The sequence below is a fragment of the Algoriphagus formosus genome, assembly GCF_002807035.1.
Taxonomy (GTDB): Bacteria; Bacteroidota; Bacteroidia; order Cytophagales; family Cyclobacteriaceae; genus Algoriphagus; species Algoriphagus formosus.
In genome coordinates this window covers 1,478,099-1,503,490 of sequence record NZ_NIUC01000002.1, presented here as the reverse complement: position 1 = coordinate 1,503,490, position 25,392 = coordinate 1,478,099, and the positions used below count along the sequence as shown (strand labels likewise).

At 42.8% G+C, this 25,392-nt stretch carries 24 protein-coding genes; 9 read left to right on the top strand and 15 right to left on the bottom strand.

All coding sequences use genetic code 11. The features are described from left to right. The first annotated feature begins 24 nt into the window (after positions 1 to 24). Entirely contained in the window at positions 25 to 2,550 is a 2,526-nt protein-coding gene (locus CDH51_RS12865; protein ID WP_198514304.1) for a zinc-dependent metalloprotease, read from the top strand. An 85-nt stretch (positions 2,551 to 2,635) separates the two neighbouring features. Continuing rightward, complete coding sequence (locus tag CDH51_RS12860; RefSeq protein ID WP_026946761.1) at positions 2,636 to 3,046, top strand: Fur family transcriptional regulator; 411 nt, start codon at positions 2,636 to 2,638, stop codon at positions 3,044 to 3,046. Here CDH51_RS12860 and CDH51_RS12855 read toward each other — a convergent pair. Further along, entirely contained in the window at positions 3,043 to 3,270 is a 228-nt protein-coding gene (locus CDH51_RS12855; protein WP_026946760.1) for a hypothetical protein, read from the bottom strand. The two genes, CDH51_RS12860 and CDH51_RS12855, sit on opposite strands and share 4 nt — an antisense overlap. Before the next feature lie 149 nt (positions 3,271 to 3,419). Between CDH51_RS12855 and CDH51_RS12850 the strand changes: the two genes are divergently transcribed. Further along, positions 3,420 to 3,893 (top strand): YcxB family protein, encoded by a 474-nt coding sequence (locus CDH51_RS12850; RefSeq protein WP_026946759.1) that lies wholly within the window; start codon positions 3,420 to 3,422, stop codon positions 3,891 to 3,893. Between the two features lie 56 nt (positions 3,894 to 3,949). On the opposite strand, the gene CDH51_RS12845 is transcribed toward CDH51_RS12850, so the two are convergent. After that, on the bottom strand, positions 3,950 to 4,450 hold the full coding sequence (locus CDH51_RS12845) for a fasciclin domain-containing protein (protein WP_026946758.1): 501 nt from the start codon (positions 4,448 to 4,450) through the stop codon (positions 3,950 to 3,952). Between the two features lie 134 nt (positions 4,451 to 4,584). Between CDH51_RS12845 and rlmH the strand changes: the two genes are divergently transcribed. Continuing rightward, on the top strand, positions 4,585 to 5,058 hold the full coding sequence (rlmH, locus tag CDH51_RS12840; RefSeq protein ID WP_100628929.1) for a 23S rRNA (pseudouridine(1915)-N(3))-methyltransferase RlmH: 474 nt from the start codon (positions 4,585 to 4,587) through the stop codon (positions 5,056 to 5,058). 337 nt (positions 5,059 to 5,395) lie between these two features. Then, a complete protein-coding gene (locus CDH51_RS12835) occupies positions 5,396 to 6,235 on the top strand; it encodes a hypothetical protein (protein WP_100628928.1) in 840 nt (279 codons plus the stop codon). Positions 6,236 to 6,406: 171 nt separating this feature from the next. Here the strand turns inward: CDH51_RS12835 and CDH51_RS12830 are convergent, their stop codons facing one another. From CDH51_RS12830 to CDH51_RS12820, 3 genes are read right to left on the bottom strand one after another with little or no spacing between them, the layout of a single operon-like run. Further along, a complete protein-coding gene (locus CDH51_RS12830) occupies positions 6,407 to 6,919 on the bottom strand; it encodes an FKBP-type peptidyl-prolyl cis-trans isomerase (protein WP_100628927.1) in 513 nt (170 codons plus the stop codon). Between the two features lies 1 nt (position 6,920). After that, the gene (locus tag CDH51_RS12825) at positions 6,921 to 8,618 is read right to left on the bottom strand and encodes a capsule assembly Wzi family protein (RefSeq protein ID WP_100628926.1); all 1,698 of its coding nucleotides are present in this window, start codon (positions 8,616 to 8,618) and stop codon (positions 6,921 to 6,923) included. A gap of 1 nt (position 8,619) precedes the next feature. Further along, positions 8,620 to 9,282, bottom strand: a complete 663-nt coding sequence (locus CDH51_RS12820; protein WP_100628925.1) for a hypothetical protein — start codon at positions 9,280 to 9,282, stop codon at positions 8,620 to 8,622. Positions 9,283 to 9,413: 131 nt separating this feature from the next. Between CDH51_RS12820 and wecB the strand changes: the two genes are divergently transcribed. Both wecB and CDH51_RS12810 read left to right on the top strand, forming a co-directional pair. Then, a complete protein-coding gene (wecB, locus tag CDH51_RS12815; protein WP_100628924.1) occupies positions 9,414 to 10,508 on the top strand; it encodes a non-hydrolyzing UDP-N-acetylglucosamine 2-epimerase in 1,095 nt (364 codons plus the stop codon). Then, entirely contained in the window at positions 10,508 to 10,993 is a 486-nt protein-coding gene (locus CDH51_RS12810) for a cupin domain-containing protein (RefSeq protein WP_100628923.1), read from the top strand. The genes wecB and CDH51_RS12810 overlap by 1 nt, the downstream gene beginning before the upstream one ends. Before the next feature lie 2 nt (positions 10,994 to 10,995). Here CDH51_RS12810 and CDH51_RS12805 read toward each other — a convergent pair whose 3' ends face one another. The 7 genes from CDH51_RS12805 to CDH51_RS20205 form a co-directional block, all read right to left on the bottom strand. Continuing rightward, positions 10,996 to 11,439 (bottom strand): DinB family protein, encoded by a 444-nt coding sequence (locus tag CDH51_RS12805; protein ID WP_100628922.1) that lies wholly within the window; start codon positions 11,437 to 11,439, stop codon positions 10,996 to 10,998. Between the two features lie 6 nt (positions 11,440 to 11,445). Then, a complete protein-coding gene (locus CDH51_RS12800; RefSeq protein ID WP_100628921.1) occupies positions 11,446 to 12,321 on the bottom strand; it encodes a cation diffusion facilitator family transporter in 876 nt (291 codons plus the stop codon). Positions 12,322 to 12,451: 130 nt separating this feature from the next. After that, positions 12,452 to 15,355 (bottom strand): TonB-dependent receptor, encoded by a 2,904-nt coding sequence (locus CDH51_RS12795; protein WP_100628920.1) that lies wholly within the window; start codon positions 15,353 to 15,355, stop codon positions 12,452 to 12,454. Between the two features lie 63 nt (positions 15,356 to 15,418). Then, positions 15,419 to 16,654, bottom strand: a complete 1,236-nt coding sequence (locus CDH51_RS12790; RefSeq protein WP_100628919.1) for a hypothetical protein — start codon at positions 16,652 to 16,654, stop codon at positions 15,419 to 15,421. Positions 16,655 to 16,835: 181 nt separating this feature from the next. Next, positions 16,836 to 17,807, bottom strand: coding sequence for an AAA family ATPase (locus CDH51_RS12785; protein ID WP_100628918.1), 972 nt, complete (start codon positions 17,805 to 17,807; stop codon positions 16,836 to 16,838). 319 nt (positions 17,808 to 18,126) lie between these two features. After that, a complete protein-coding gene (locus CDH51_RS12780) occupies positions 18,127 to 18,723 on the bottom strand; it encodes a pseudouridine synthase (protein ID WP_100628917.1) in 597 nt (198 codons plus the stop codon). A 6-nt stretch (positions 18,724 to 18,729) separates the two neighbouring features. After that, a complete protein-coding gene (locus CDH51_RS20205) occupies positions 18,730 to 18,906 on the bottom strand; it encodes a hypothetical protein (RefSeq protein ID WP_165967573.1) in 177 nt (58 codons plus the stop codon). A gap of 556 nt (positions 18,907 to 19,462) precedes the next feature. Between CDH51_RS20205 and CDH51_RS12775 the strand changes: the two genes are divergently transcribed. Further along, positions 19,463 to 20,590, top strand: coding sequence for an amidohydrolase (locus tag CDH51_RS12775; RefSeq protein ID WP_100628916.1), 1,128 nt, complete (start codon positions 19,463 to 19,465; stop codon positions 20,588 to 20,590). On the opposite strand, the gene CDH51_RS12770 is transcribed toward CDH51_RS12775, so the two are convergent. The 3 genes from CDH51_RS12770 to CDH51_RS12755 form a co-directional block, all read right to left on the bottom strand. Next, positions 20,569 to 21,330, bottom strand: coding sequence for a hypothetical protein (locus CDH51_RS12770; RefSeq protein WP_157807112.1), 762 nt, complete (start codon positions 21,328 to 21,330; stop codon positions 20,569 to 20,571). The genes CDH51_RS12775 and CDH51_RS12770 overlap by 22 nt on opposite strands. A 518-nt stretch (positions 21,331 to 21,848) precedes the next feature. Then, a complete protein-coding gene (locus CDH51_RS12760) occupies positions 21,849 to 24,188 on the bottom strand; it encodes a M1 family metallopeptidase (protein WP_100628913.1) in 2,340 nt (779 codons plus the stop codon). Between the two features lie 13 nt (positions 24,189 to 24,201). Continuing rightward, positions 24,202 to 24,783, bottom strand: a complete 582-nt coding sequence (locus CDH51_RS12755; RefSeq protein ID WP_100628912.1) for a HupE/UreJ family protein — start codon at positions 24,781 to 24,783, stop codon at positions 24,202 to 24,204. A gap of 82 nt (positions 24,784 to 24,865) precedes the next feature. Between CDH51_RS12755 and CDH51_RS12750 the strand changes: the two genes are divergently transcribed. Continuing rightward, positions 24,866 to 25,363, top strand: coding sequence for a DUF6702 family protein (locus CDH51_RS12750; protein ID WP_100628911.1), 498 nt, complete (start codon positions 24,866 to 24,868; stop codon positions 25,361 to 25,363). Positions 25,364 to 25,392: the final 29 nt, after the last annotated feature.

Genomic DNA, 25,392 nt, shown 5'->3' with positions numbered 1-25,392 from the left:
TAAATGAAAATAAAAATAAGGTTTATGAAAAACACACTACCCAAATTTCTCAGGAGATTAATGTTTCTAGTGGGAATTCTTGGTGTTATGTTCTATTCCGAGGACAGCTTTGCGCAGCGGAAAAAGAAAAAAGATGCCAAAAATACTCCCGCAGCCCCCGCAGCTAAGCCTTCCAACGGCAATGGCAACAAAAAGGGACCTAAACCCTACAAGGATGTCATCACCAAGGAGGCAAAAACTATGGAAGGGCTTTTCAAAGTCCATCAAATAGATGATAAATACTTCTATGAGCTTCAAGACTCTTTGCTTGGCAGAGACATGCTCATGGTCACTACCATCGCTAAAACCGCAGACGGACTAGGTTATGGTGGCGAGCGTACCAATACCATGATGCTACGATGGGAGAAAGAAGGAGATATGATTCTCCTGAAAGTAGTTTCGGTTGACAATTTTGCAGCTGATTCTCTTCCAATCGCTCAGGCGGTGAAAAACTCCAATTTAGAGCCCATCCTTCAAAAATTTGACGTCAAGTCCAACGCAACTGATTCTACCGGAATCGTCATCGAAGCAACGGATCTTTTTGCAAAGGATGTACAGGCTCTAGGCTTACCGCGCAACAGACGTACACAGTACAGAGTACAGCGATTGGATAGTGATCGATCATACATTAAGCACATTCACACCTACCCAATCAATATTGAGGCCCGCTATGTAATGACTTACACAGCGCAAAATCCTCCATCAAACAGCTCTACGGGATTGATTACTTTGGAGATGAACTCTTCTATGGTCCTTCTTCCAAAGGAGCCAATGATGCAGCGATTGTCGGACAGACGAGTTGGCTGGTTTAGCCGATCCTATGTAGACTATGGTGCTGACGCACAAAAAGCTGAATCCAGAAGATTCCTGGATCGCTGGAGACTGGAAGTCAAGCCGGAAGATATGGAGAAGTTCAAGAGAGGTGAATTGGTTGAGCCAGTTAAACCGATCGTCTATTACATCGATCCAGCTACTCCTAAAAAGTGGGTGCCTTATTTAAAGCAAGGTGTTGAGGACTGGCAGAAGGCTTTTGAAGCTGCAGGTTTCAAAAATGCTATCATCGCCAAAGAAGCTCCTAGCCCGGAAGAAGATCCAAGCTGGAGTCCGGAAGATGCACGTTATTCTGTGATCCGTTATTTCGCTTCTGATATTCAAAATGCATATGGGCCACACGTATCCGACCCAAGATCAGGTGAAATCATCGAATCTGATATCGGCTGGTATCACAATGTGATGAACCTATTGAGAAACTGGTTCTTCATTCAAACAGCAGCTGTAAATCCTGAAGCTCGTAGCGTGAAGTTTAAGGATGAAGTGATGGGACGATTGATTCGATTTGTATCTGCTCACGAAGTGGGACATACACTAGGTCTTCCACACAACTTCGCATCCTCCAATGCTTATCCGGTCGAGAAACTTCGTGATCCGGAATTCACCAAAACAATGGGTACAGCTCCATCTATCATGGATTATGCACGATTCAACTATGTAGCACAGCCGGAAGACGAGGGTGTTTCTTTGATGCCGGATGTGGGACCTTACGATAAATATGCGATCATGTGGGGCTACAAGCCAATTCCTGAGGCTAGCACTCCAGAAGAAGAGCAAGCAACACTCGACAAGTGGATCATGGAAAAGCAGGGAGATCCTGTTTACCGATATGGTCGTCAAGGTAATAGCTACGATCCTACCACTCAGAGCGAAGATTTGGGTGACAACTCCATGCTTGCATCTGAGTATGGTATCGAAAACCTAAAGCGTATCATGCCAAACCTGATGGAGTGGACACGTGAGGAAGAAAAGCCTTACAAGGACTTTAGCGATCTAGAGGAAATGTATGGCCAGGTTTTGGGTCAATTCAACCGATACATGGGACATGTCCGAACTCACGTAGGTGGTGTGATGGAAGTCTATCGCGCTTCAGGTCAGGAAGAGCCAGTCTACACACACAATTCTAAAGAAATGCAGCAATCAGCTGTAGCTTTCTTGAATGAAAACCTCTTCCAGACTCCAAGTTGGTTGATGGAAGAAGAAATCATTGCCCGTACAGGAGATTTCGGTGCTCTAGAGCGAATCCGTAGCCTACAAGTAAATACACTCAATGGAATCCTTGAGTGGGGACGCTTGGGTAGAGTGATCGAAAATGAAGCACTTAACGGAAGCGAGGCTTACAGAATGACTGAGCTATTCGATGATCTCCGCAAAGGGATTTGGACAGAATTAAGCAGAGGCTCTAGCATCGATGTGCACAGAAGAGCACTGCAGCGTGCACACATTGAGCGATTGGAGCTTCTTATGACTGGTGAGGTAGAAGTACCTGCCCAGTTCCGTAGATTCCTTGGACCTCAGATCAATGCATCTCAGTCTGACATCAGACCAATGGTAAGAGGAGAGCTGAAAACCCTCCAAAGACAAATAAAAGGAGCCATTCCGAGAACTTCCGACCGCATGTCGAAGTTACACTTAGAGGATTTGGATGCCCGCATCGATATGATTTTCGAGCCTAAGTAAGATCCTTTTAAAATACTTGAAAAGGGCCTCCGAAAGGAAGCCCTTTTTTCGTTTTATTTATATTAGTAATTTGGAATGCTACGATATGGTCAACCCACATACAATATTAAAAAGTCATAAGCTTCGGATCACAGATTGTCGATTAGACATCATTCAGGAGTTTTTGGATCGGCAGGTAGCCTTGGCACACAGTGATTTGGAAGAAAAACTCAAGAGTAACTTTGACCGGGTGACGATCTATCGAACGCTCAATACTTTTTTAGAGCAAGATATTATTCATAAAGTTTTGGATGATAGCGGGGCCACAAAATATGCTCTCTGCTCGCATGAGGATGAACATGATCACGATCATGAGCATGTACATTTCAAATGTGAGGTTTGCGGAGATACTAGCTGCTTAGAGGATATTTCCTTACCCGGAGTGAAATTACCCAAAGGATATAAAAAGCGAGAAATGAGCTTATTGGTGACGGGTATTTGTCCCAAATGTAGCTAGAGTTCTACCGGATCAGGTTTGGTTTTCTTTGGGGAGTCTTTAGGCCAGATGACTCCGGGAGGTAAATCGATTTTGGGAGGCTTGAAGTTCTCGATTCCCCCATCTCCATCATCACTTCCATTCTTTCCATTTCGCAGGCTGTTTTTGGTCATCATCGCGACAAAATATATGATGATAACATATGCAAAGCCCGCCAAGAAAAGATTGATCATCAAGCTACTCATACCCAAATATTTTCTCTTAAGTTAATCGAATACACTATTCGAAGCAATCCGAAAGCCATTTTGTTTGGATTAGACTTTCAGAACCTTAGCAAGTGATTTGGTTAATCCCACGGATACATGGATATTTGCGCCCTGAAAAAGACCATAAAATGATTATAAAAACAAAAAAATACCAACTTCCAACTGGTACCTACATCAAGATGGGCCTTGTGAATGTACTCAAAGAGCAATGGTGGGTTATCCTTATCGCTTTGGCTATTTGCTGCGGCTACTTTTGGATTCCATCGATTTGGTGGATTATCGGCGGATTGCTTGGATATGGTCTCTACGTCCTGTTTTGGGTAATTCAATTCGCCGGTGTAACCCAAATGGAACAAAACAAGGTGATTTTTGAGAAACTAGCTTATGAAATAGATTCTCGTCAAATCATGATGAAAGTCAATACCAAACAAGGCATGCCAATTCAGTGGAATATGATCAAAAAAGCTGAAATGCCTAAAGACGCCTTTGTACTTTATCTATCGAAAGCTCAGTTTATTCATTTACCCTACAAAATCTTCAACTCTGAAAATGAGCGGAAATTTTTAGAGACAATTCTAAAGCGAAAAGAGCTGATAAAATAAAAAAAGCCTGTTTGGAATCAAATCCGAACAGGCTTTTAAAGTTTTATAGAAGTGAATTACATCTTTGGAAGAATCACTTTGTCAATCACGTGTACTACTCCGTTGTCTGCTTCGATATCAGCAGCAGTCACAGTAGCATCATTGATCATCGCTTTTCCATCCTTCAAAGTAACAGTTACTTCTCCACCTTGTACGGTTTTAGCTTTCTGACCATTCTTAAGGTCAGTTGACATCACCTTTCCAGGTACGACATGGTAAGTCAAAATCGCTACAAGCTTTTCTTTGTTTTCTGGCTTCAAAAGGCTTTCGAGTGTACCAGCTGGAAGTGCTGCGAAAGCATCATTGGTTGGTGCAAAAACTGTAAAAGGACCATCGCCTTTCAAAACGTCTACCAAGTCACCAGCCTTCACGGCCGCAACTAAAGTTGACAAGAAATCGGTACTTACTGCCAAATCTACGATATCAGCTTCTACTTCGTGAACTGAATCTGTTTTTGGGGCAAATGAGGAGGCAACGAAAAACATTGCCATCGCAATCATACTTACTACTTTTTTCATGATAGTTGATTTTGGTTTGTGAGAGTAGAACAGTTTGATTATTAATATGTTTGTTAAATTCGATTGAAGATTTTTAAACGGTAAAAAATTGATTTAAACCTAAAAGCCCTCTTTATCACCTAGGGCCATTTCAAATGCAGCTTAAAATTATCGCTATCGGCAAAACAGATCATTCTGCCATCCTTGAATTGCAAGAGCTTTACTCAAAAAGACTACAACATTACATTCGATTGGATTGGGAAATCATCCCTGATCTGAAAAACACCAAATCCCTCCAGGAAAGCCAGCAAAAATCGAAGGAAGGAGAAGCAATCCTTAAAAAAATCAACCCTACTGACTGGGTAATCCTCTTGGATGAAAAAGGGAAAAGCATGACTTCGATGGAGTTTTCTGCCTTTCTTCAAGGAAAAATGAATGCCGGTATCAAGCAGTTGGTTCTTGTGATCGGTGGGCCTTATGGATTCTCGGATGCTATTTACCAGCGGGCAAACGGGAAGATTTCCCTTTCGAAAATGACCTTTTCTCATCAGATGATCCGGATATTTTTAGCCGAGCAGATTTACCGTGCCTTCACGATTCTTCGTGGCGAACCCTATCATCATGAATAGATTGTAGGGGGCTTTTTCTGTAAAATATAGATAAACAAGTTAAGGTGGAGGGTTTCTCCCAGGCTTATCTTAAATTCCAATTACGAAGTACGAAATACGAGCCCCAGAACAGATTTGAACCGAGATTCAAAATTTTCAGCAAACCTTCCCTCTTTCAAACCTTCCAACCCCATTTACCACTTACTTCACTCCCTACTCCCCGAATACCAAGCTAGGTCAATACTATTCCTAGAGGTCCAAAACAGCCTTTTTTAAAACTTTTATCTCATTCTCTTGTTTCTAATGTTACCAAATTGTTAACTTTAAGAAAATAAGTTAACATTGGGATTACAGAGAAATGAAGAATCTTGGGCTTATCATCGGACTTACCTGTCTGTTGATTATAAAATCAGCAGCTCAGCTGACCTTTGCCCAAAGCCCAGAAACACTTTTTGATTCGACTGTAGAAAAAGAACTTTGGCAGGAAGGCCTATCTTCAGATCAAGAGCTAGCATTATTTCGTGCAGTTCATCCCATTTCAGATTTTCCCGAGCAGAAATGGAAAAGCTTTTTAGCCAAACTAGACCACAAATTCCAAAAGAAAGGAGAATCGATGGGTTTCATTCGATATGCCTTTCAATTATCCCATAAAGAGCTTTTTAAAAAATACCAGCAGCACGCCACTTTCAATGAAATGATGGAGTCTGGAAAGTTTGACTGTGTCAGTGGAACGGCTGTACTAGGAATGATTCTTGACAGATACGGATTTGATTTCGAAATCATCGAAACCGATTACCATGTCTTCACAATGCTATCGATTGATGAGCTACCGATTGTTTTGGAAAGCACATTGAAAATCGGCGGAATGATCACGAGATCATCGGAAGTCAAAAAGTATATTGATGCCTACAAGCCGGAAGAGGACTCCTATTACCTTTCGCTAAATCAGCGAATTGGTTCCCCCGAAATAGACTACAGTGATAAGACCATTTTTCGATCGATCAATCTTCGCGAATTAGCCGGATTGCAGTATTACAACGATGCAATTTTTCACTTCAACCAACAGGCATACCGAATCTCGGAGGTTCAGCTTAAGAAAGCCTTGGAGCTCTATCCCTCTGAGCGAATTGAAGGACTCTATGAGTTGACAATTGATCAGGCTTACAAGAGCTCAGGAACCGACTTAGGGAAAAAATAATTTCACCCGAAATTTCGCGACTCCATTATTTCTCTACAGTAGAAAAATCAGAATAAATACAATCAGAGCTAATAATCTGATGATGGTTAATACTTTTTGCATGAATCAATGACTTATGCACAAAAGAATCAATTCTAGGCTCTCCAATCAATAAGTCAAATGCCCTATAAACTAGTGCTGATGACCACCCGGACCGTGCGCATGTCCGTGCTCAATCTCTTCAGGAGTAGCTTCCCGGATTGATTCAATCTTTCCATCAAACTGCAAATCATAGCCAGCCAGCGGAGGATTGAAATCCATATGAACCCCCATGTAATCCACTTTGATGATTTCTCCACGCATTTGGTTTCCCTGATCATCTTTCATGGGGATGACATTCCCCACACGGAGGACATCCTTATTCTTTTTCCCTTCTTCTTTGAAGTTGGCTTTAGGAATAATTACCTTCCGCTCTTCGAGATAATCACCGTATCCATTTTCAAAATCAATAAAAACCGAGAAAGTCTCACCTGCCTCTTTGCCTGCAATAGCCTCTTCTAGTTTGGGAAGGATGTACTGTTGGCCAAAAAGAAAGGCGAAAGGCTGTTCGGAAGTAACTTCCTCGTAAAATTCCATTCCGGAATCTCCATCATCCGCAAGCAAGCGATAGGAGATGGTAATGACTTTATTTTTTTCTGCAATCATCTTATCTAAATAAATAAGCTACGCCCAAATTGGCTACGAAATTCTTTCGGTCATAGCCCGGTACAAAATACTGATCGGGTTGATTTTCTAGAAACCACTTATAGTTCAAAGTATTCACATACTGGAATCTTCCGCTAACAAGTACATTTCCAAACCGCCAATCTGCCACTAAGGAAGGCACTAAGTCCACATACTTATTTCGGAAATCCTTCGAAGCCTCATAGCGGTAATAGTAGAAATCATTGTTGTAAACAATTCGCTCCATCTGAAAACCCAGACGATTCATATCCTTTACCCAAGCAAACTCTACAAAAATCTGATTGCTTGCCGGACCATTTCCTACTCCAAGCACCTGACCTTGATGGGTGTAGCCATGGCGAACATGATCGTGAATGTACCAAGTCCTTAGCTGTCTGATCTCCTCACGAATAGTCTGACCTGTTTGGGTCATTTCTGAGCTGATTTGAAAGTAGCTGCCCGGTTTACCCAATGCCATCAAGTGCGAAAACCCAAAAGTAAATGCTCTCCCCTTTTCAGGAGTAATCATAAAATCGCTTACCCTACGACTATTCCCTCGGGTCCCGTACTCACCATAAAATTCGAAATGTCCTTCAGGACTCAACCAACGGAAAAAGCCTGAAGAAAACTGTTGTCTTCTATCTCGAACCGGGTCATAGACATTTTCCGGCCCTTTGCGACCGTTGAAAATGGGTAGAATGTCTCCCATCACCTGCACCTCATCCCGATAGAGATGATTCGTGGCACCATAGCCGAGGAATAAACCTGGAACCCACTTGGGCTGATAGGTCAGGACGATTCCAGAAAGGTAGCGGTTGCCATTTTCCCGTTTGGGAATGTAAACTGGATTTTGCTGAATGGAATAGCCCGGATGTGGCGGAAGAAAATCTGTGGAATTCAAAAAGCCACTGATCAACTGCCCCTCAAATGATCCCACTGGGCTAGAGACAGGTTTCCGGGTATTCACTGTGAAATGAAAGAAACCCGGCGCATTATTACCTAAAAGAAGTGAGTTTCTCCTTCCCGGTCCCCACCAAAGATTCTCAGTGGACATTCCGATCGAAAACTCCTTGACATTATATCGTAAGCTAGACTGCCCCAGATAGAAGCGATTAAAACTCTTATTGCCAAAGCGCTCCGGCATGTCTATCCGATTCATGTACTCATAATAAAACAGTACCGTAGCCTGATGCTCAATGGGGAATCCGATGTAGTCTCTGTTTTGAGCCATCAAGATCTCCGGCTGAAACTGTAATGACCACTTGCCAAACTCAGCATAGGCTCCAAAGGATAAAACCTGCTGAAATCCCCTGTTGGGAATCATGGCCCCATCATTGACTCCAAAAGCATAAGTCGAATTGTACTGCAGGCGGTAACTGGCCGGCAGCATCAATAACTTCAACTGTCGGGCGGAATCCACATCCACGAACCGATGAAATCTACTTTGATCAAAGTCCACTACAGAGCTGTCGAGATCAAAGCCATCCTTGACGCCAAAGGCTTCCGTAGGATAGAGAGGTCTAATCATCCAGCTGGAAGCAGAATCTACCCGACCCAATAATTGGGCTCTCCGGAGGTAATCATCCAACACCGGCATGCCCAAAGGAATGGTCTGAGCAGAAACATTTCCGATCAGGAAAATCCAAAAAATCAATACGATATGTCCTTTTTTGCCCATCATCTCAATTTACTACAAATGCCTCCACAGTCACTCTAGCCAAAGACCAAGACTCATCGCAAGCAGGGTTAGGGTTTTCTTCTTGTCGCAATTCGCTATTCCAGAAAATCTTCACAGAATTATTGGAATGAGGAATAATCTCTTCGATTCGATAGCGTGTGGTATAATTACTAAAAGCCCCAAACAGACAAAGTCCAGGCAGATTGGTTTGAATCGCTCCATCTTTGGGTCGATTTTGTCGGAAATAACTATTGGGGTAAGATTGATAAAGGCAAAAAGTCGACTCACATGGTGAATTAGAAAAGGTAGTTCGGAAGATCTCAGTATTATCTAAACCAAAAAACCAATAATCCGGACCGGAAACTCCGTCTTCAGGATTCCCGTCCCAGCTATCATGAATGAGGATTTCGGTAGTGACCTTCAGCATATTATGAGAGGGCAAATTTTCCAGTTGCACAGAAACCTCCTCATTGTGATAAAAGCCGGCAATCGTGTCATTCTGAAATATAAAAAGCTTTCCATTTTCAAAGCCTGCTAAATCAAGATTTGAAAAATCATTGTCATACACCACCTCAGAACGCTCCAAAGTATCTGTGCATGAACTCAAGAAAGCAAGAATCAAGATTGTAAACGCCCCTACTACTCTTCTCCAAAAAGCTGAATTCATGAATATTACCTAAAATCTTTGATTGACAAAGAAACAAAAAAGGAGCCAGAATTGAAGCAGATAATCCTCGCAAATTATCAGGTCGCTTGCTCCTAATTTTTTACTTTTGGATAAAATTTTAAAAAATTCTCATGCCCACTTTTACGATCGTGGCGGGAGCGAGACCCAACTTCATGAAAATCGCCCCCATCATCCACCAATTACAAAAGCAAAAAGCTAAAAACCCAGCAATCAAATTCCGTCTGATTCACACAGGTCAGCACTATGATAAAAAGATGTCGGGAGACTTTTTTGAGCAACTCAATATTCCCGAGCCTGATGCCAATCTGGGTGGAGGAGGCGGTACCCAAGCCGAGCAAACTGCCGCTATCATGGTAGCATTTGAAAAGGAGTTGTTGGAAAACCCTACCGATCTGGTACTTGTAGTGGGTGATGTCACCAGTACCCTTGCCTGCTCCATTGCTGCCAAAAAACTCTGCATCGATGTAGCCCACGTGGAAGGAGGAATTCGCTCCGGTGACTTAACCATGCCGGAGGAGATCAATCGAATGGTCACCGATTCCATCACGGATCACTTTTTCACTACCTCCGAAATCGCCAATGAAAACTTGCGAAAAAGCGGTTTTTCCGAAGAAAAAATCCACTACGTAGGCAATACCATGATCGATACACTCATGGCTCAAATGCCTCGATTTGAGAAACCTGAAGGAGAACTTTTCGAGCAACTGGAGCCGAAGGAGTACTTTGTCATGACCATGCACAGACCTGCCAATGTGGATCAGGAACAAAAGCTTAAAGCCATGATCGACGCTATTTTGGAAGGAACGCAGGGTCTGCCGATTATCTTCCCGGTGCATCCCCGTACAGCCAAAAACCTCCAAGCTTTGGGAATATCCTCACCTAATCTCCACCTCTGCGAACCGCTTGGCTATTTGCAGTTCAATTACCTCGTCAAAAATGCCAAAGGGGTAATCACTGACTCAGGTGGCATCACCGAAGAAGCTTCCGTCATGAATGTCCCTTGCATTACGCTCCGTGACAATACCGAAAGAGCCGAAACCATCCACTTAGGAACAAATGAGCTGGTGGGAACAGACCCAGCGAAGCTAAAGCCCTATCTGGAAAAGGTCATGGCAGGGGAATGGAAGCAATACCAAGGCATCCCTAAGTGGGATGGAAAAACTGCTGAGCGAATCGTTGATATCTTAGTCCAGCACTACTCCTAATGGATAGCCAGAAACGCATCGCCCAACTAGTCGAGGAGCTCAAACTTCAGCCTCATCCCGAAGGAGGTTTTTTTGCAGAAACCTACCGAAGTATGGAGATACTAGAAACAGAGTCCGGAAAGCGAAACTTGGCTACTGTCATCTACTTTCTTCTTACCTCCGAAAATCACTCCAACTTCCACAGGATCAAAAGTGATGAGCATTGGTTTTGGCATGAAGGGAGCCCCTTATCGGTTCATATTTTAGGAGAAAAGGGCCATCAAATTTTATCCCTTGGACCAGTGGGAGAATCTGGCTGCTCACCACAGCAACTAGTGCCTGCAAATGCGATTTTTGGAAGTACAGTGGACCACCCTGACAGCTACGCTTTAGTTTCCTGTGTAGTGGCACCTGGTTTTGATTTTCAAGATTTTGAGTTGATGGATATAGAATTCTTGCTAAATCAATATCCCGATGCGGAAGAAATCATCAGGAAATTGACTTGATATCAATTCCCGTACTTCAGGACCAAAGCCAACTGTCCAGCATGATAGGCTGTATGCGTAAGAATCCTTCCTAAAGCTTCTGATTTGATCTTTTTACCAAACTCCTTGGTCTCAATCGTTTCGGACCAATCTTTTTGCTCTCGAATTGCGGCCTCTAAATGCTCGCCTGCATAAATAGCAAAGTCCTTTAATTCAGTCAAATTGGTCCACTCGCCCGTATCTTTTCCCGCAATCAGCGTTTTGGCGGTGATTTTTACATCTTTCTTCCCAAATACATTTTTTGCAAAAAGCAGTTCAACCTCTGCGATATGCCGGATCAAAAAACCAGCTGAATTAGGGCTATCACCAAGTTTTTTGGTTAAATCTGCTTCTGAAGCCTTATCCAAGAGCTTGGTGAATCGCGTTCGCCCTTCCTTCCAAAGTTCAATTAGTCGGTCATTTTCCATTTTGATTCATTCAAATTCACAGGGATCTCCCTCTAATTCTGTCTCTAGGGTAATGTGCTCAAAGTGAAACTTCTCAAGCCGCTTTTTTACCTCCTGTTTAATAGTGGCGATCTCTTCGAGTACTGTTTCCTTTTTTAATTTCAAATGGGTACTGAACACGTGTCGCTCTCCATCCAAAGACCAAATATGTGTATGATGCACGGAGCAGATTCCCACTATTTCCAATAGCTCCTTCTCAACTTCTTTACGATCAATTTCAGCAGGTTGGCTTTGTAGAAAAATAAGGATTGTCTCCTTTAATCGCTTGATGACATTCCATAGGATAAAGGCTGTGATGGCCAAAGATAAAATGGGGTCCAAAAGAGGAATTTCCCAAAAATAGATAGCAATAGAGGCAATCAAAACTGCCACCCAGCCAAGGACATCTTCCAGCAAATGCCAGGTAATAACTTTTTCATTTAGCGTCTTGCCTCCACTGAGCTTCCAAGCTGCATAGCCATTGACGGCTACTCCAAATACAGCAAATATTAGCATTCCTTTAGCATCAGGCATTTCGGGTGAGATCAATCGATCTATGGCCTCACTGATTACAAAAACAGACCCCAGAATCAAAATGATACTGTTGATCAAAGCTCCCAAAAGAGAAAAACGACGGTAACCAAAAGAGAAGCGCTTGCTCGGAGCAGACTTAGCTTTTCGCTCCATCAACCACGAAAACCCTAAGGAAATACTATCTCCCAAATCATGAATGGCATCTGAAATAATAGCCACACTATTGACCCAATAACCTCCGACCAACTCAAGAATGGTAAATGCCAAATTGAGAAAAAATGCCAATCCCAGATTCTTGGATGCCGAATGATGATGGTGGTGGTGAGACATAAATAACTAGCGCTTTGATCCGAAGTTAAGCAATTGAGAGAAACTCCCCATTGCTTATTTCATTTTTGGAAAGGCAATAAAAAAGCCGGTCTGCTAAATGCAAACCGGCTCCCAAAATTCAAAATATATCTTAGAATGAGTAGGAGAAGCTAAAGCTAATCTCCGTACCAGGTGCCAAGTTTGTGAAGAACTGATCCTGAGCTTGGAAAGAACGGAAGACGAGTTGTCTCTTGTCATTCAAAATATTGGATACTCCAAAGCTAGTCTGGATACGCTCATCAGCACCAAAAGACTTATTCACGTTCAAATTCAAAGCATGGAATGGCACAGTATAGGTATCTGTACGGTTTCCAAAACCTACCAAGTTCAAGGTCGGGCCTTGTACGTTGTAGAAGATCCCTGCTTCCCAACCAGAATTATAATCCTGGTAGCTGATTCCTGTATTGATAATGTAAGGAGCTTGACCTGCCATATCACGAGTATCTTTCACCTCTTCTCCTTCACGGGCAGTCAAGGATCTGGAAAGGAACTCAGATTCAGACATCCTGATTTGAGATTCTGTGATTGTCACATTGGTATTCCAGCTGAATTTTTCAAATGCAGGAGCCAAAAACCCAAGCTCTTTTCTAAACTCTAGTTCCAAACCTGCCACAGTTCCTCTTCCTACATTTCGAGGCTGGAAAGCTCCGGGATCAGAAAGGAACTGAACCATCTCGATCGGTTTGTCAAAACTCTTATAGAATGCACTTACCGATAGCATTTGACCTCTTTCCTGGAATGCTTCCCATCGAAGGTCAAAGTTGTTGATTCTGGTTGGGGTAAGATTTCCATCCCATAAGATATCGGCACCACCATTGGTAGTCTCTGGATACAATCCTCCAACAAAGGTTCTACCTGTAATCGGATCCAAGATTTCTGCATAAGACAACTCTTTAAATGAAGGACGAGCAATGGTACGAGATGCTGAAAATCTTAAATTTTGATTATCCTTCAGGTTATAGATCAAATTCACCGTAGGGAAGAAATCGAAGTCATCAAGCATTTCAACCAAGTCAAAAACAATTGTTCCGGTTTGGTTTGTACCTGTGTAGTATTGATTGTATTTCTCAACACGAAGTCCCGCGATTGCCTTCAATCTTTCAGTTGGGCTAGCCTCCAAGGATGCATATCCTCCGATATTAGTTAAGATTGATTGATACTCGTTTGGATTGATTGGGATAAAGTCGGCATTGTATCTAACTCCATTTCTATTGGAAGCTGAAAATAGGTTTTCAGTATTAAGAATTTCATTAGGATCTCCTGTGAATATGGTATTCCCTGTAGCAAACTGGAAACTTTGGATGTTGAAATCTCTGTATTTGATTACATAGTTTCCTCCAAACTTCAATTTAGAATCACGCTGGAAGAGATTCAATTGACGAGTTAAATCTAATTTACCATTAAGATTGTACTCTTCTAGTGATCTCCAAATTCGGGTAGGAAGGCCTACCTCTGTAGATACCGTATTATTTGGCAATCTGAATCTAGTAAAGCGAATATCTGGATCTTCAATCGTAGACACAGTAGGTGCTATTTTCCAATTAACCTCCCATTCTCTTCCATTTAGGTAATGTGAACCATTCAGCAGGACACTTGTCATACTTCTTTCAGAGTACTCCAAATTGTACTGTTTTGCTTCAAAATTGGCTCCCAAGTTGGTATTCAAGAAATCAAACTCTCCCGCTTTGGACTCACCATTCTGAAGATGCATAAAGTTCAATTTGTACTTCGACTTTTCAGTCTTCAAGGCAATTCCAGCCAAACCACCAACTAGTACGTTATTGACACCATAATCCCCACGCTGTTTTTCGAGTGCTTCTAATTCCAGCTCAGAAGAATCACGAGGTTTGCCATATAAGTTAAACTCTGCATCTTGGTAAAACTCCGTGTCATTTTTGTAAGTCAAGGCCAAGTTATAGCCCCATGTTACCCTAGGACGGACCAATTGATTCCCTAAAGAAAAGCTTAAACCAAAGTCCATCATACTGTTGGTTCGGAAACTGCCTAAGGTACTATTGAAGTTTCCAAGAATGCTTTGATACTCCTGACCCAATGGGGAATTAGGATTACCTACCACATCTCCATATTGAGGAATGTCAGTACGACCTCCTGTAGGGATGGCACGGGTTCCGTCATCGAATCCCAACCAATCTCTTTTACCACCTTCATACTTGAGATAGTTACTATTGAAATGCATGGAAGGATTGTAGCCTCCAGAAATTCCGATTCTAGCAACCTTTTCTTCAGGAAAGTCTTTGGTTTCGATATCTACCACTCCACCAGTAAAATCAGCTGGAAGGTCAGCTGTGAAAGACTTGGAAACAATGATATTGTCAATCACATTGGTTGGGAAAATATCCATCTGAATGGTATTTCGATCTGGATCCAGACCTGGTACATCTACGCCATTCAAAACGGTTTTTGTATATCGGTCACCCAATCCACGGACGTAAACATATTTTCCGCCTTCGATTGATACACCTGTAACCCGCTTCACTGCGGAAGCTGCATCTCCATCTCCAATTTTACGGAATGAACTGGCGGAAATCCCATCCATCAGATTGGCAGCATTTCTCTTTACAGACATCAAGGCTGATTCTGTCGTACGAATCGCAGAAGCTGCGATGGTCACAGTCTCCAATTCAGAGGCTTCTTCTGCCATCAAGATATCGTCTAAAACCGTAACCTCACCTGCCTTGACTTCCACAGTAGTCAATTCTATGGTGGAATAAGAAATGTATGAGATCTGAAGATTGTAAGTACCGGGAGCAACTTGAATTTCGAATTTTCCATCAAAATCCGTAACGGCTCCGGTTGATGTTTCTTTAACTAAAACTGAAACCCCAAATAGCGGTTCTCCTGTAGACTCTTCATAGATAGTACCGCGGATGGTACCTGATTGAGCAAAAACATACCCTACTAAGAACTGAGTAAGGATAATGATGATTAGTGTAATGATGCTTTTAGCAAGCAATTTGAAATTTTTCTTTTTCATACAGCAATTATTATAGAGAAGCGCGGCAGAGACCTTGCAAGCCCTGCCACGCTTTTTTTAATCTTATTGAATGGTTAAAACTCCTGCCTCATTTGCCCAAGACCAATTGCTAAACACACTAAGGTCTGCACCTACCGTATTAGCTCCTAGTTCCACCTCAGTCGCAAAGGCATCAGTTCCTCCTTTGAATACTTGGCTTAAAGTGACTCCTTCAACTAGCGTAGCCTGTAGATTTGAAAAGGTTAATTGACCTTCAGAAAAATTTGCAATGGTTTTATCTCCTGATAAAGACAAGTCGCCTCTACCGTTAGTATCCTCAGGATTTGAGAAATTATAGAAATAAATGTTTTCGAATGTACCTCTTGCACCATCCCGGAAGTCACCAAATTCGGCTACGTCATTTCCTTTGACAGTTCCATTAATAAAAGTATGTCCTGCATTGTAAGAACCCTCTGGGCCATCTATTTCTAATGCATGATCTGTTTCTCCACCGGTAATTACTACAAAATTATCTAAGGTACCTGCCCAAGCTTGGTCGGTGTCTAAGGCATCGTCTCCAGCATTCCAAACAATTGCATTTTTGACTGAAACTGTTCCTCCAAACCACTCAATGCCATCATCTTGGTTTCCGATAACTTCCACATTCTCGATGACGGTTTCAGAACCAACTCCACCAAGTGTGAGGCCGTTGATTTCGTTACCTTCACCAATATTTGCACCTCCGTGACGGATAGAGACATATTTTAAAACTCCTGAATTATCGGTATCATCATTTCCCCCATACAATCCATTGGTATCTGATGGTGGAATTCCTTCAATCTGAACCTCGGTAATATCTCCAGCAAATGATCCTCTTGCGTTACCAAGAATAAGAAGCCCTCCCCACAAACCTGTTAGATCTGGATCCAAATTTGGCGAAGCTATTTGACCGGGCGCAATTTCATCTGCAATCGTGGTGAAGATGATTGGATTAGTTGCTGTGCCAACTGCATTAATCGTTGCTCCTCTAGCGACGATTAAGGCTGAGGCGTTTGGTCCTGTTCCTACTTCACCTTTTACTATTACACCTTCCTGAATAGTCAATGTGTTACCAACAGTAACAGATATTCTACCGGAAAGCACATAAGTTTTTCCTGTCTCCCATGTAGTATTTGTCGTAATGTTGGACTCAACTACCAAAACATTATCAGACCCAGGATTTCCTGGATCGATCGTCGGCCTTTCATTCCCTTCGATACAAGAAGAAAAAATTAAAAGTGACCCGAGTAATAGATTTACAAGCAAGGTTGTTTTTTTCATGGTTACCGTCGTTTATTTTTTGTTTGTTCGACGGTACAAAACTGATTCAATTTTCTACCACAATAGAATTATTTGAATTATGCTTTTTTTAAAAATGAATTCAGAATTTAATATTGGATTAACAGATTTAGCATAAAAAAAGGCTTTCCTTTCAGAAAGCCACTTAAATCAAGTTTTCATGTTATTTCAATGTTACCGACTTATTAATCGGCACCTTTTCTAGTAGAATTTTCACTAAGTCACGGGTGTCTATTCCATCCGCTTCTGCCTCATAATTGAGAATAATTCGGTGATTCAGCACATCCTCGGCGATTTCCTTGATGTCCTCCGGAAGCACATAATCCCGCCCATCCATGTAGGCAACAGCCTTGGAGGCCAGGTTTAGATTGATACTCGCACGTGGAGATACACCAAATTGAATGTACTTAGCTTCATTTTTCAGACCGTACTGATCTGGGAACCGGGTTGCAAATACCAATTCGATGATGTATTGCTCAAGGGGTTCCGCGATTTTGATTCCATTGATTTCATCCCGAATACCGAAGATATCCTCTTTGGAAAGGACCGCATTGACTTCGGAGCTAAAGGACATATTCGCCATGCGACGCATGACTTCCATCTCATCTGCCTTGGAAGGATAGTCGATATGGACTTTCATCATAAATCGATCGACCTGCGCTTCAGGCAAGGGGTAGGTCCCCTCTTGGTCCACCGGGTTTTGCGTAGCCAAAACCAAGAAAGGACGATCTAGCTGAAAGGTAGTTTCTCCGATAGTCACCTGCTTTTCCTGCATAGCCTCCAAGAGAGCTGACTGCACCTTAGCCGGGGATCGGTTGACTTCATCGGCCAAGATCAGGTTAGAGAAAATCGGTCCTTTTTTCACTTCAAAATCCCCATTCTGCTGATTATAAATCATGGTACCGATCAGGTCGGCAGGCAAAAGGTCAGGCGTAAACTGAATCCGATTGAAGTCCAAATGAAGTACTTTGGCCAGGGTGTTGACGGTCAAAGTTTTCGCCAATCCCGGCACCCCTTCGAGCAAAATATGACCATTGGTAAAAAGCCCAATCAACAATCGGTTGACCATTTTGTCCTGACCAACGACGACCTTTCGAACTTCCTCTGTGACAGCTTGGATTTTGTCCTGATACATCTGCTTAATTTTTCTGTGAGAAGTGTAAAAATAGAATAATTTGTCCCAAGCGCAATCTTAATTCTTTGAAGCGGTAATCTCAGCGGAGCAAAGGGATTTTTAGGAATTTTTAAGAGGGATTAGATCTCGATAAGGCGCAAAGGATTTTTATTTGATGGTTGCCCCGCTTTTCCGAATACAGGGTGTTTTTTTTATTCTACTTCTCCGGAAGCAGAACAACAGGACAAAAAGGAATTAAGGATCACTCCTCCCTAACCCCCCGCTTTGAGCTAAAAAAACCTCTAACGCATCTGCGTCCTAACAAGCTTTACTCAGACCTTTACTTCCTCCGAAAACCAGTCAATCCCAAGGCTTTGTAAATTTCTTCTTTGCCCATTTCCCGGACTTCACCCACCTGAAAACCCTCAATCGTCAACTTCTCCACGGACCAGCGAACTAGTCTCAAGGTAGGAAAACCCACTGCGGCTGTCATCTTTCGCACCTGCCGATTTTTTCCTTCGATCAAGGTCAAGGCTATCCAAGTATCGGGCACGTTTTTGCGATAGCGGATCGGAGGATTCCGATCTGGTAGGGATGGGATTTCTTCGGGAATTTTAGCGATGGCAGGCTTGGTTGCATACTGCTTTCCGTCCACATTGATCGTTACGCCTTTTTCCAGCTGACGCATGGCCTCTTGATCGGGAATCCCCTCCACCTGCGCCAGGTATGTTCGCTGATGGGCAAACCGGGGGTTCAGCAATTGATGATTGAGCTGCTTATCATCCGTGATGATGAGCAAACCCTCGCTGTCCTTATCGAGACGACCGACTGGATAGACTGTTTTGGGGAAATGAAAAAGAGAGGCAAGTGTCTGCCCCTCTCCGCTAAATTGGTTCAAAACCCCAAAGGGCTTGTAAATGATAAAGTATCGATTCAAAACTGATCAGCTTCCGCAACCCACACAATCGATACTGGAATCCATTGGCTTGACGCCTTTGAGTTTCATCTCGAGATTGTGGATCTGATCACGTACATCCATGTCTTGAAACATGTCTCCGGTAAGCTTGCCTTTCAATTCGGCAATCTGCGCTTCGAGTTCTTTCAGTTGTAATTCGCTCATAAAAGTTGTGGTTAAAGGTTGATTGATTGGATGAAAATAACAAGAAAGGAATGTAAGTTCCCAATTGCTAGTAAAAAAGCTGGCGCAAAAATGATTCCAATTGAAAATCAGGCAGAAAAAATTTGATGCTTTGATTATTTCTCCCGCAAAGCTCAGAAGCGGTAAAGTCTAAGCATCACTGCGAGCGTAGTTTACGGAGCGCGGCAGTCTCAAAGTTTTTCAAAAGAAAGCGGGGCTTGGCAATTTCTCTCCCGCAAAGTTTAGAAGAAGCAAAGTATTCTAGAGATTAAAACCACAAGCAATAATATACTATGTCCCCACGGGACTGAAAAGAGTATTTTGAATGGGTTGATGGTGGCCAACAAATCCTGAAAATTAGCGGTGATGAATCACTGTGGGCTAATTTGGAATAAGTGTTCATAAACCCCTTCCCTATTTGGCGAAAAAAAGAAAAAACTAAAGGCTAAAATGCGATCAATCTCTTCAAATCTTCGGTAGCTCTAGTTATTATATCAAATGATTTGCAAAGTAATTCAGGAAACCCCACATTAACAGCATGAACCCACTCATCCATCTTCGACATAGCCTTCATCAACATCCAGAAATTGCCGGAGAAGAAACCGAGACGGCGCAGCAGATTCTGGAATTCTTTAAGCCATTACAAGCGGATGAGGTGATAAAAAACTTGGGTGGAACAGGCTTAGCTTTCATTTTCAAAGGGGAAAATCCTGGAAAGCGTTTGCTCTTTCGTAGTGAACTGGACGCCCTACCCATAGAGGAAAAAGGTGATCCCAGCTACCGAAGTACGATTTCCGGCAAGGCGCATCTCTGTGGACATGATGGGCATATGGCTATTCTTTGCGGATTGGGTGAAAAACTGTCTCAGCAGCGGCCCGATTCAGGTGAGGTAGTACTGTTATTTCAGCCTGCTGAAGAGACCGGGCAGGGAGCAAAACGCGTTTTGGAAGATCCCAAATTTGATAAAATTCGACCTGATTTTGCTTTTGCCCTGCATAATCTACCAGGCTTTCCTATGCATCAGGTCATTACCCGTAAAGGAACCTTTGCAGCAGGAAGTACGGGGATGACCCTCCAATTTATAGGAAAAACCTCTCATGCAGCCCATCCGGAGGACGGACGGAATCCTGCTGCGGCAATCTCTCAAATGATCTTAGCACTTCCTGAAATACGGAAAAGTATACCGGGATATTGTTTGGCTACAGTCATCCATGTTCAGATCGGCAGCTTGGCCTTTGGCACTAGTGCAGGTATCGGAAGTCTAAGCTTAACACTTCGGGCTTTTGATCAAGAAAACCTGGAACAGCTCATCGAAGAGGTAGAGAAAAAAGCAAAACAGCTGGCAAAAGCTGAAAACCTGGACATTAACATCCAATTCCAGGAAAGCTTTGCAGTATCGAAGAATGATCCTGCAGCAGCAAAATTAGCTGAACAAGCCTTTGAAAGCTTAGATTTGGAAGTTTTAGAAAAAGCCGATCCCTTCCGTTGGTCAGAGGATTTTGGGCTTTTCAGCCAAAGCTGTCCCGCTTATTTATTTGGACTGGGGGCAGGAGAGAATTCTCCCCAACTCCATGAACCGACTTATGACTTCCCGGATGAATTGATGGAGACGGGAGTGGGGATATTTGATAGAATTATCAGGAATCAATCAGAAGGAAAGTCGTAAACCAAACCTAGGCTGGCGAAATGGATGTAGGCAAAATTATACACCTGATCCACGTCTGCACCTCCCTCGATCAGGCGATATCCTGCCTTCAACTGCAAGCCTTCTTTCCAAACAGGATAGTAAATCCCTGCAAAAATATCTTCTGCTCTGCCCACAGGACCCACCAAGGCGTCACCTTTCAAAACCAATGAGAGTTTTTCTTTCGGACTGTAGTTCAGATTAAAGCTAAGCAAAGGCACAAAGCCCAAATCGGTATCCTCAGCCTCTAAATTACCCTGCGTCAGCGCAATTCGAGCATCCCGAGCCAAAACCGTCGCGCCCAAGTCAATCTTCCATTTGTCATTGTCCACCACGCGATAGCGATAGCTTGCCCTATACGTATTGAATTGATAAGTCCCGTCGATCTCTTCTCCTGAAAATGTGGTTTCGGCGAAATCAATTTCCCCAAGTTGTGCATCCTGATACACAATCTGTAAAGGAGCGGCAGTCAATTCGACTGTATGTCTACCCTTGATCAGATAGCTCATTTCTACTCTGAAGAAAGCAGTCGGTTGAGGGCTAAAGTCATCATGAAGGGAAAAAAGTGTACCCGCATTGGCTTCTGCATTTGGCACCCGAACGTCATTATACTGCGAAAAAGCCGCTCCAGACTCCAAATTGAGGCGAAATTGGGATTTGACCAGATGAGGAAGCGTGAGAAATAAAATCAAAAACAAAAATCTAAGTTGAAGCTTGTCCATTTTCTTTTGGGATTTTAAGTTCGAAAATTTTGATTCGCTAAGCATATAGCTGCAAAGAGACCGCCAAAGCTTTTTCTAGCTCCATCTGATTTGTGGTTACCCCTTTTTTAAAACCACATAGAAACATAGAAAACATAGTTTTTCTGCTCTTCGAGTCCAGATAAGTATCGCGGATGTAAACTCGAAGCAAGATCGAAAGATTTGTAATCTTCCAAATCGAGTCCCTCAACCCATCCAGTTTCTCAAATCCTTTTGCAACTAGCCATCTGAAAGCTATGTGGCTATGTGGTTCCCCATTTTTAAAACCACATAGAAACATAGTGCACATAGGGTTTTCCGATCCATTTTTCACTTTGTCAGATTAATACCGAGTAGAATGTCCAGCGTCTGTAGACGCAGGATAGCGAGATAGCAAGGAAATGGTGAATAAAAAATAAAAACCCTCCAAGAATACCGACAGATATCGAGACACTTGGAGGGCGGATATTTTTCGTAGACCTGACAGGTCTATTTAAAAATTACTTTTTCTTCTGAGCCCGCTTCATGGGATTATCTCCGGTAGAAGCACCTCTTGCTCCTCCACGACCCTTGAAAAGCTCAAAGCGGCTAGGCTGATACTGTCTTGGCCAGTAGTTGCTCGACTCATCGATATCGGCAGTTTCGCGCATCGGATCGAGTACAAACTGAACCACTTCTTTTTCCTTAGCAAATACCTTGGTCACTTCAGTTTCATTCAATTTCCAGATTTCAGCTGGAATCCGCTCGATTTCCGAAGTGCCATCTGCATACTGAAACTCTATAATCAAAGGCATCACTAAACCACCTACATTTTCAAAAGTGAGTTCGTAGAAATTTAGATTCGAGTTTATCAATTCTTTCTCCTTTTGTGAAAGGCTCGCCATAAATCGCTTGTACTCGTCCTCATCTTCCGGAGTAATGGCAAATCGATCGTAGCTGTTGTAGAAATCACGCGTGGCCGGATCCGCTTCCAATACCGTCTGAGGTAAGTCAGCCTTATTAAACTCCTTCGTGATGTAGCTTTCTTCCCGCTCGAATTCAGCCTTTTCAGCAGCCTTTTTCTCAGCAGGGGTGCGGTTGTCTAGCTTAAACCATTTCACATCCTGAATAGCGATATCAACCGGCTCAGTCCCGTAAAACCAGCCTCTCCAAAACCAATCCAAATCCACCGCGGAAGCATCTTCTAAGGTTCTGAAAAGATCCTCAGGAGTTGGGTGCTTAAACATCCATCTTCTCGCATACTCCTTAAAAGCAAAGTCAAACAACTCTCTGCCCATCACCGTCTCTCGCAGGATATTCAAGGCAGTTGCCGGCTTGGCGTATGCATTCGGACCGAATTGAATAATATTTTCAGAATTTGTCATGATAGGCTCCAAGTATTGCTTTTCGCTTCTCATGTAAGGCACAATCTTATGAGCCGGACCACGACGGGAAGGATAATTTCTATCCCATTCCTGCTCAGCCATAAACTGCATGAAGGTATTCAAGCCTTCATCCATCCAGGTCCACTGACGCTCATCCGAGTTGACGATCATCGGGAAGAAGTTGTGACCCACTTCGTGAATAATTACCGATATCATTCCGTATTTGACAGCTTCAGAGTAAGTTCCGTCTTTATCAGGACGACCATAATTGAAGCAAATCATCGGATATTCCATTCCATTGCTACCTTCCACAGAGATCGCAGTAGGGTAAGGATAGTCAAAAGTCTTGGCTGAATACGATTTGATAGTGTGAGCTACCACACGCGTAGAATATTGCTCCCAAAGCGGATTACCTTCTTTGGCGTAGTAAGACATGGCCATTACATCTTTCCCGCCTTGTTGTACAGCCATTGCATCCCAGATGAATTTTCTGGAAGAAGTCCAGGCGAAATCTCGAACATTTTCAGCTTTGAAAATCCATGTTTTCTTTTCACTCGATTTGCCTTTCTCCAGTTTCTCTGCTTCTGCCTGCGTACGAATGATCACTGGATTATCATAAGTCTGCTTGGCCTTGTTCCATCGCTCCAATTCGGTAGCAGAAAGCACTTCTTCTGGATTTTGAAGAACTCCTGTAGCACCTACCATGTGGTCTGCCGGTACGGTGATTCGAACTTCATAGTCTCCAAAAACTAGCGCAAATTCTCCTCTTCCGAAGAATTGCTTGTTTTGCCAGCCTTCGAAGTCGGAGTAAACGGCCATTCTAGGGAACCATTCTGCCATGGTGTAGAGGTAATTTCCATCCTCCGGGAAAAACTCGTAGCCTGGACGACCTGAAATGTAGGACATTCGGTCGGTGATATTGAAAGACCAGTCTACGGAAAAGCTGAAGCTTTCTCCTGATTTCAAAGGCTCAGGGAGATCAATTCGCATCATGGTTTTATTGACAGCAACAGGAAGGGCATTTCCCTCGGAGTCTTTGACATTCAAAACCTTGTAGCCAAACTCTTCATTTTCCCAAAGAATCCCTTCTAGGGTACGCATGGTCATGCGGGAATTGATAGAGCTCTCAGCCACCTTAGGGGCATCCGATTCCGGACCTCGCTGATTTTCCTCCAACTGCACCCAGAGATAAGTCAAGACATCAGGCGAATTGTTGATATAGGTGACCGTTTCCTTTCCAGTGATGGATTGATTGTCATCATTCAGCTCCACATCGATCACATAGTTTGCCTGCTGCTGCCAATACATATGACCCGGAGCACCAGAAGCCGTACGATAGACATTGGGTGAGCGAAGCATGGTTCCAAGCTGCTCAAATCGCTCGGCATGATTTTGCTCAGATCGACGCGCTTGTGACCAAGATTCGGTCGATACCAGCGCAAAAACTGCTAATGCAAGTCCTAATTTTCTAATCATGATACTATATATTTTACCAAAATTTCGTTTCTAACATTAATGAAAGGGCAATCCCAAAGACACAAGAAGCAATGACCAAAGTCCAATCTCTACGATTGACTCCAGCTATTCCTACTAGAATTCCAGTCACTGTCAAGAATATTCCCACAATAACCAACTGACCCACTTCCAATCCCACATTGAACGCCAAAAGAGGCTTCCAAATCATCGCTTCCTTGCCAAGCAATTCTCGAAGATAATTGGAGAAACCCAAACCATGAATCAATCCAAAAACCAAAGCGAATAGATAATTTAACTGAATATTCTTACCCGAAGAAGGTCTTGGCTTCAGAATAGTCAAAAAAGCAGTAATCGCTATAGTGACCGGTATCAGAAATTCGATCACGTCGGATCTTACCTGCACAATTTTGAATGTCGCCAAGGCTAAAGTTAGTGAATGACCAATAGTAAAGGCTGTAACCAATATCACGATCTTGCGCCAATCCCGTGGAATATACACTGCGCATAGAGCCAATACGAATAGGATATGATCATACCCTTGAATATCGAGTATATGTTGAATTCCAATGCGGAAATAGAGTTCGAATGAATCCATAAGGGAATAAATATTCCAATTGAAGTAAATTGCGGCAATAATACAGGTTTATTCCCATAATATAGTCCCCAAATTCTTCCAAATGCAACAGTTTTACATCTCCATGATTTCCTTGGGATGGATGGTTTTATCCCACCCATTTTACATTTCTTTGACAGAAATCCGTCAAAACCCGAATTCCCAACGACTTGAAATTGCTACCAAGATATTTTGGGATGATTTGGAAGTAGGATTAGGTAGTTTTCATGAGGAGACCATAGACTTCCTGAATCCGAAAGATCCGGAAATTCTACAGCAGCAAGTAGAAGCCTATTTGAAGGAGAATTTTCAGATCTGGATCGCTGAAAAGGAAGTCAATTGGGTTCTTCTTGGCTTTGAGGTAGAAGAAGATGCAGCTTGGTTTTATATCGAATCTGACCCGGTCAAGCTGGAGAATAGCATTCGGGTAAAAAATTCAGTGCTAATTGAGGACTTCTCCACACAGCAAAATATCGTGCATGTTTACAAAGGAAATAGCCGAAGCCCTAGAAGTTTACTGCTGGGCAAAGGACAGGAAACGGACGAACTGGAATTGAAATAGCTTGAAAAAGTGATTCTGAATAAGCTGAA

Excerpts from the sequence above, each read along its gene's own strand:
- CDH51_RS12805 (WP_100628922.1), bottom strand. The coding sequence starts at position 11,439 with ATGGAAAATGACCGACTAATTGAACTTTGGAAGGAAGGGCGAACGCGA.
- CDH51_RS12845 (WP_026946758.1), bottom strand. The coding sequence starts at position 4,450 with ATGAAAAAAGTAGTAAGTATGATTGCGATGGCAATGTTTTTCGTTGCC.
- CDH51_RS12795 (WP_100628920.1), bottom strand. The coding sequence starts at position 15,355 with ATGAAAAAGAAAAATTTCAAATTGCTTGCTAAAAGCATCATTACACTA.
- CDH51_RS12855 (WP_026946760.1), bottom strand. The coding sequence starts at position 3,270 with ATGAGTAGCTTGATGATCAATCTTTTCTTGGCGGGCTTTGCATATGTT.
- CDH51_RS12860 (WP_026946761.1), top strand. The coding sequence starts at position 2,636 with ATGGTCAACCCACATACAATATTAAAAAGTCATAAGCTTCGGATCACA.
- CDH51_RS20205 (WP_165967573.1), bottom strand. The coding sequence starts at position 18,906 with ATGAGCGAATTACAACTGAAAGAACTCGAAGCGCAGATTGCCGAATTG.
- CDH51_RS12835 (WP_100628928.1), top strand. The coding sequence starts at position 5,396 with ATGAAGAATCTTGGGCTTATCATCGGACTTACCTGTCTGTTGATTATA.
- CDH51_RS12830 (WP_100628927.1), bottom strand. The coding sequence starts at position 6,919 with ATGATTGCAGAAAAAAATAAAGTCATTACCATCTCCTATCGCTTGCTT.
- CDH51_RS12865 (WP_198514304.1), top strand. The coding sequence starts at position 25 with ATGAAAAACACACTACCCAAATTTCTCAGGAGATTAATGTTTCTAGTG.
- CDH51_RS12800 (WP_100628921.1), bottom strand. The coding sequence starts at position 12,321 with ATGTCTCACCACCACCATCATCATTCGGCATCCAAGAATCTGGGATTG.
- CDH51_RS12825 (WP_100628926.1), bottom strand. The coding sequence starts at position 8,618 with ATGATGGGCAAAAAAGGACATATCGTATTGATTTTTTGGATTTTCCTG.
- CDH51_RS12770 (WP_157807112.1), bottom strand. The coding sequence starts at position 21,330 with ATGGACAAGCTTCAACTTAGATTTTTGTTTTTGATTTTATTTCTCACG.
- CDH51_RS12810 (WP_100628923.1), top strand. The coding sequence starts at position 10,508 with ATGGATAGCCAGAAACGCATCGCCCAACTAGTCGAGGAGCTCAAACTT.
- CDH51_RS12850 (WP_026946759.1), top strand. The coding sequence starts at position 3,420 with ATGATTATAAAAACAAAAAAATACCAACTTCCAACTGGTACCTACATC.
- rlmH (WP_100628929.1), top strand. The coding sequence starts at position 4,585 with ATGCAGCTTAAAATTATCGCTATCGGCAAAACAGATCATTCTGCCATC.
- CDH51_RS12785 (WP_100628918.1), bottom strand. The coding sequence starts at position 17,807 with ATGTATCAGGACAAAATCCAAGCTGTCACAGAGGAAGTTCGAAAGGTC.
- CDH51_RS12775 (WP_100628916.1), top strand. The coding sequence starts at position 19,463 with ATGAACCCACTCATCCATCTTCGACATAGCCTTCATCAACATCCAGAA.
- CDH51_RS12755 (WP_100628912.1), bottom strand. The coding sequence starts at position 24,783 with ATGGATTCATTCGAACTCTATTTCCGCATTGGAATTCAACATATACTC.
- wecB (WP_100628924.1), top strand. The coding sequence starts at position 9,414 with ATGCCCACTTTTACGATCGTGGCGGGAGCGAGACCCAACTTCATGAAA.
- CDH51_RS12790 (WP_100628919.1), bottom strand. The coding sequence starts at position 16,654 with ATGAAAAAAACAACCTTGCTTGTAAATCTATTACTCGGGTCACTTTTA.
- CDH51_RS12820 (WP_100628925.1), bottom strand. The coding sequence starts at position 9,282 with ATGAATTCAGCTTTTTGGAGAAGAGTAGTAGGGGCGTTTACAATCTTG.
- CDH51_RS12760 (WP_100628913.1), bottom strand. The coding sequence starts at position 24,188 with ATGATTAGAAAATTAGGACTTGCATTAGCAGTTTTTGCGCTGGTATCG.
- CDH51_RS12750 (WP_100628911.1), top strand. The coding sequence starts at position 24,866 with ATGCAACAGTTTTACATCTCCATGATTTCCTTGGGATGGATGGTTTTA.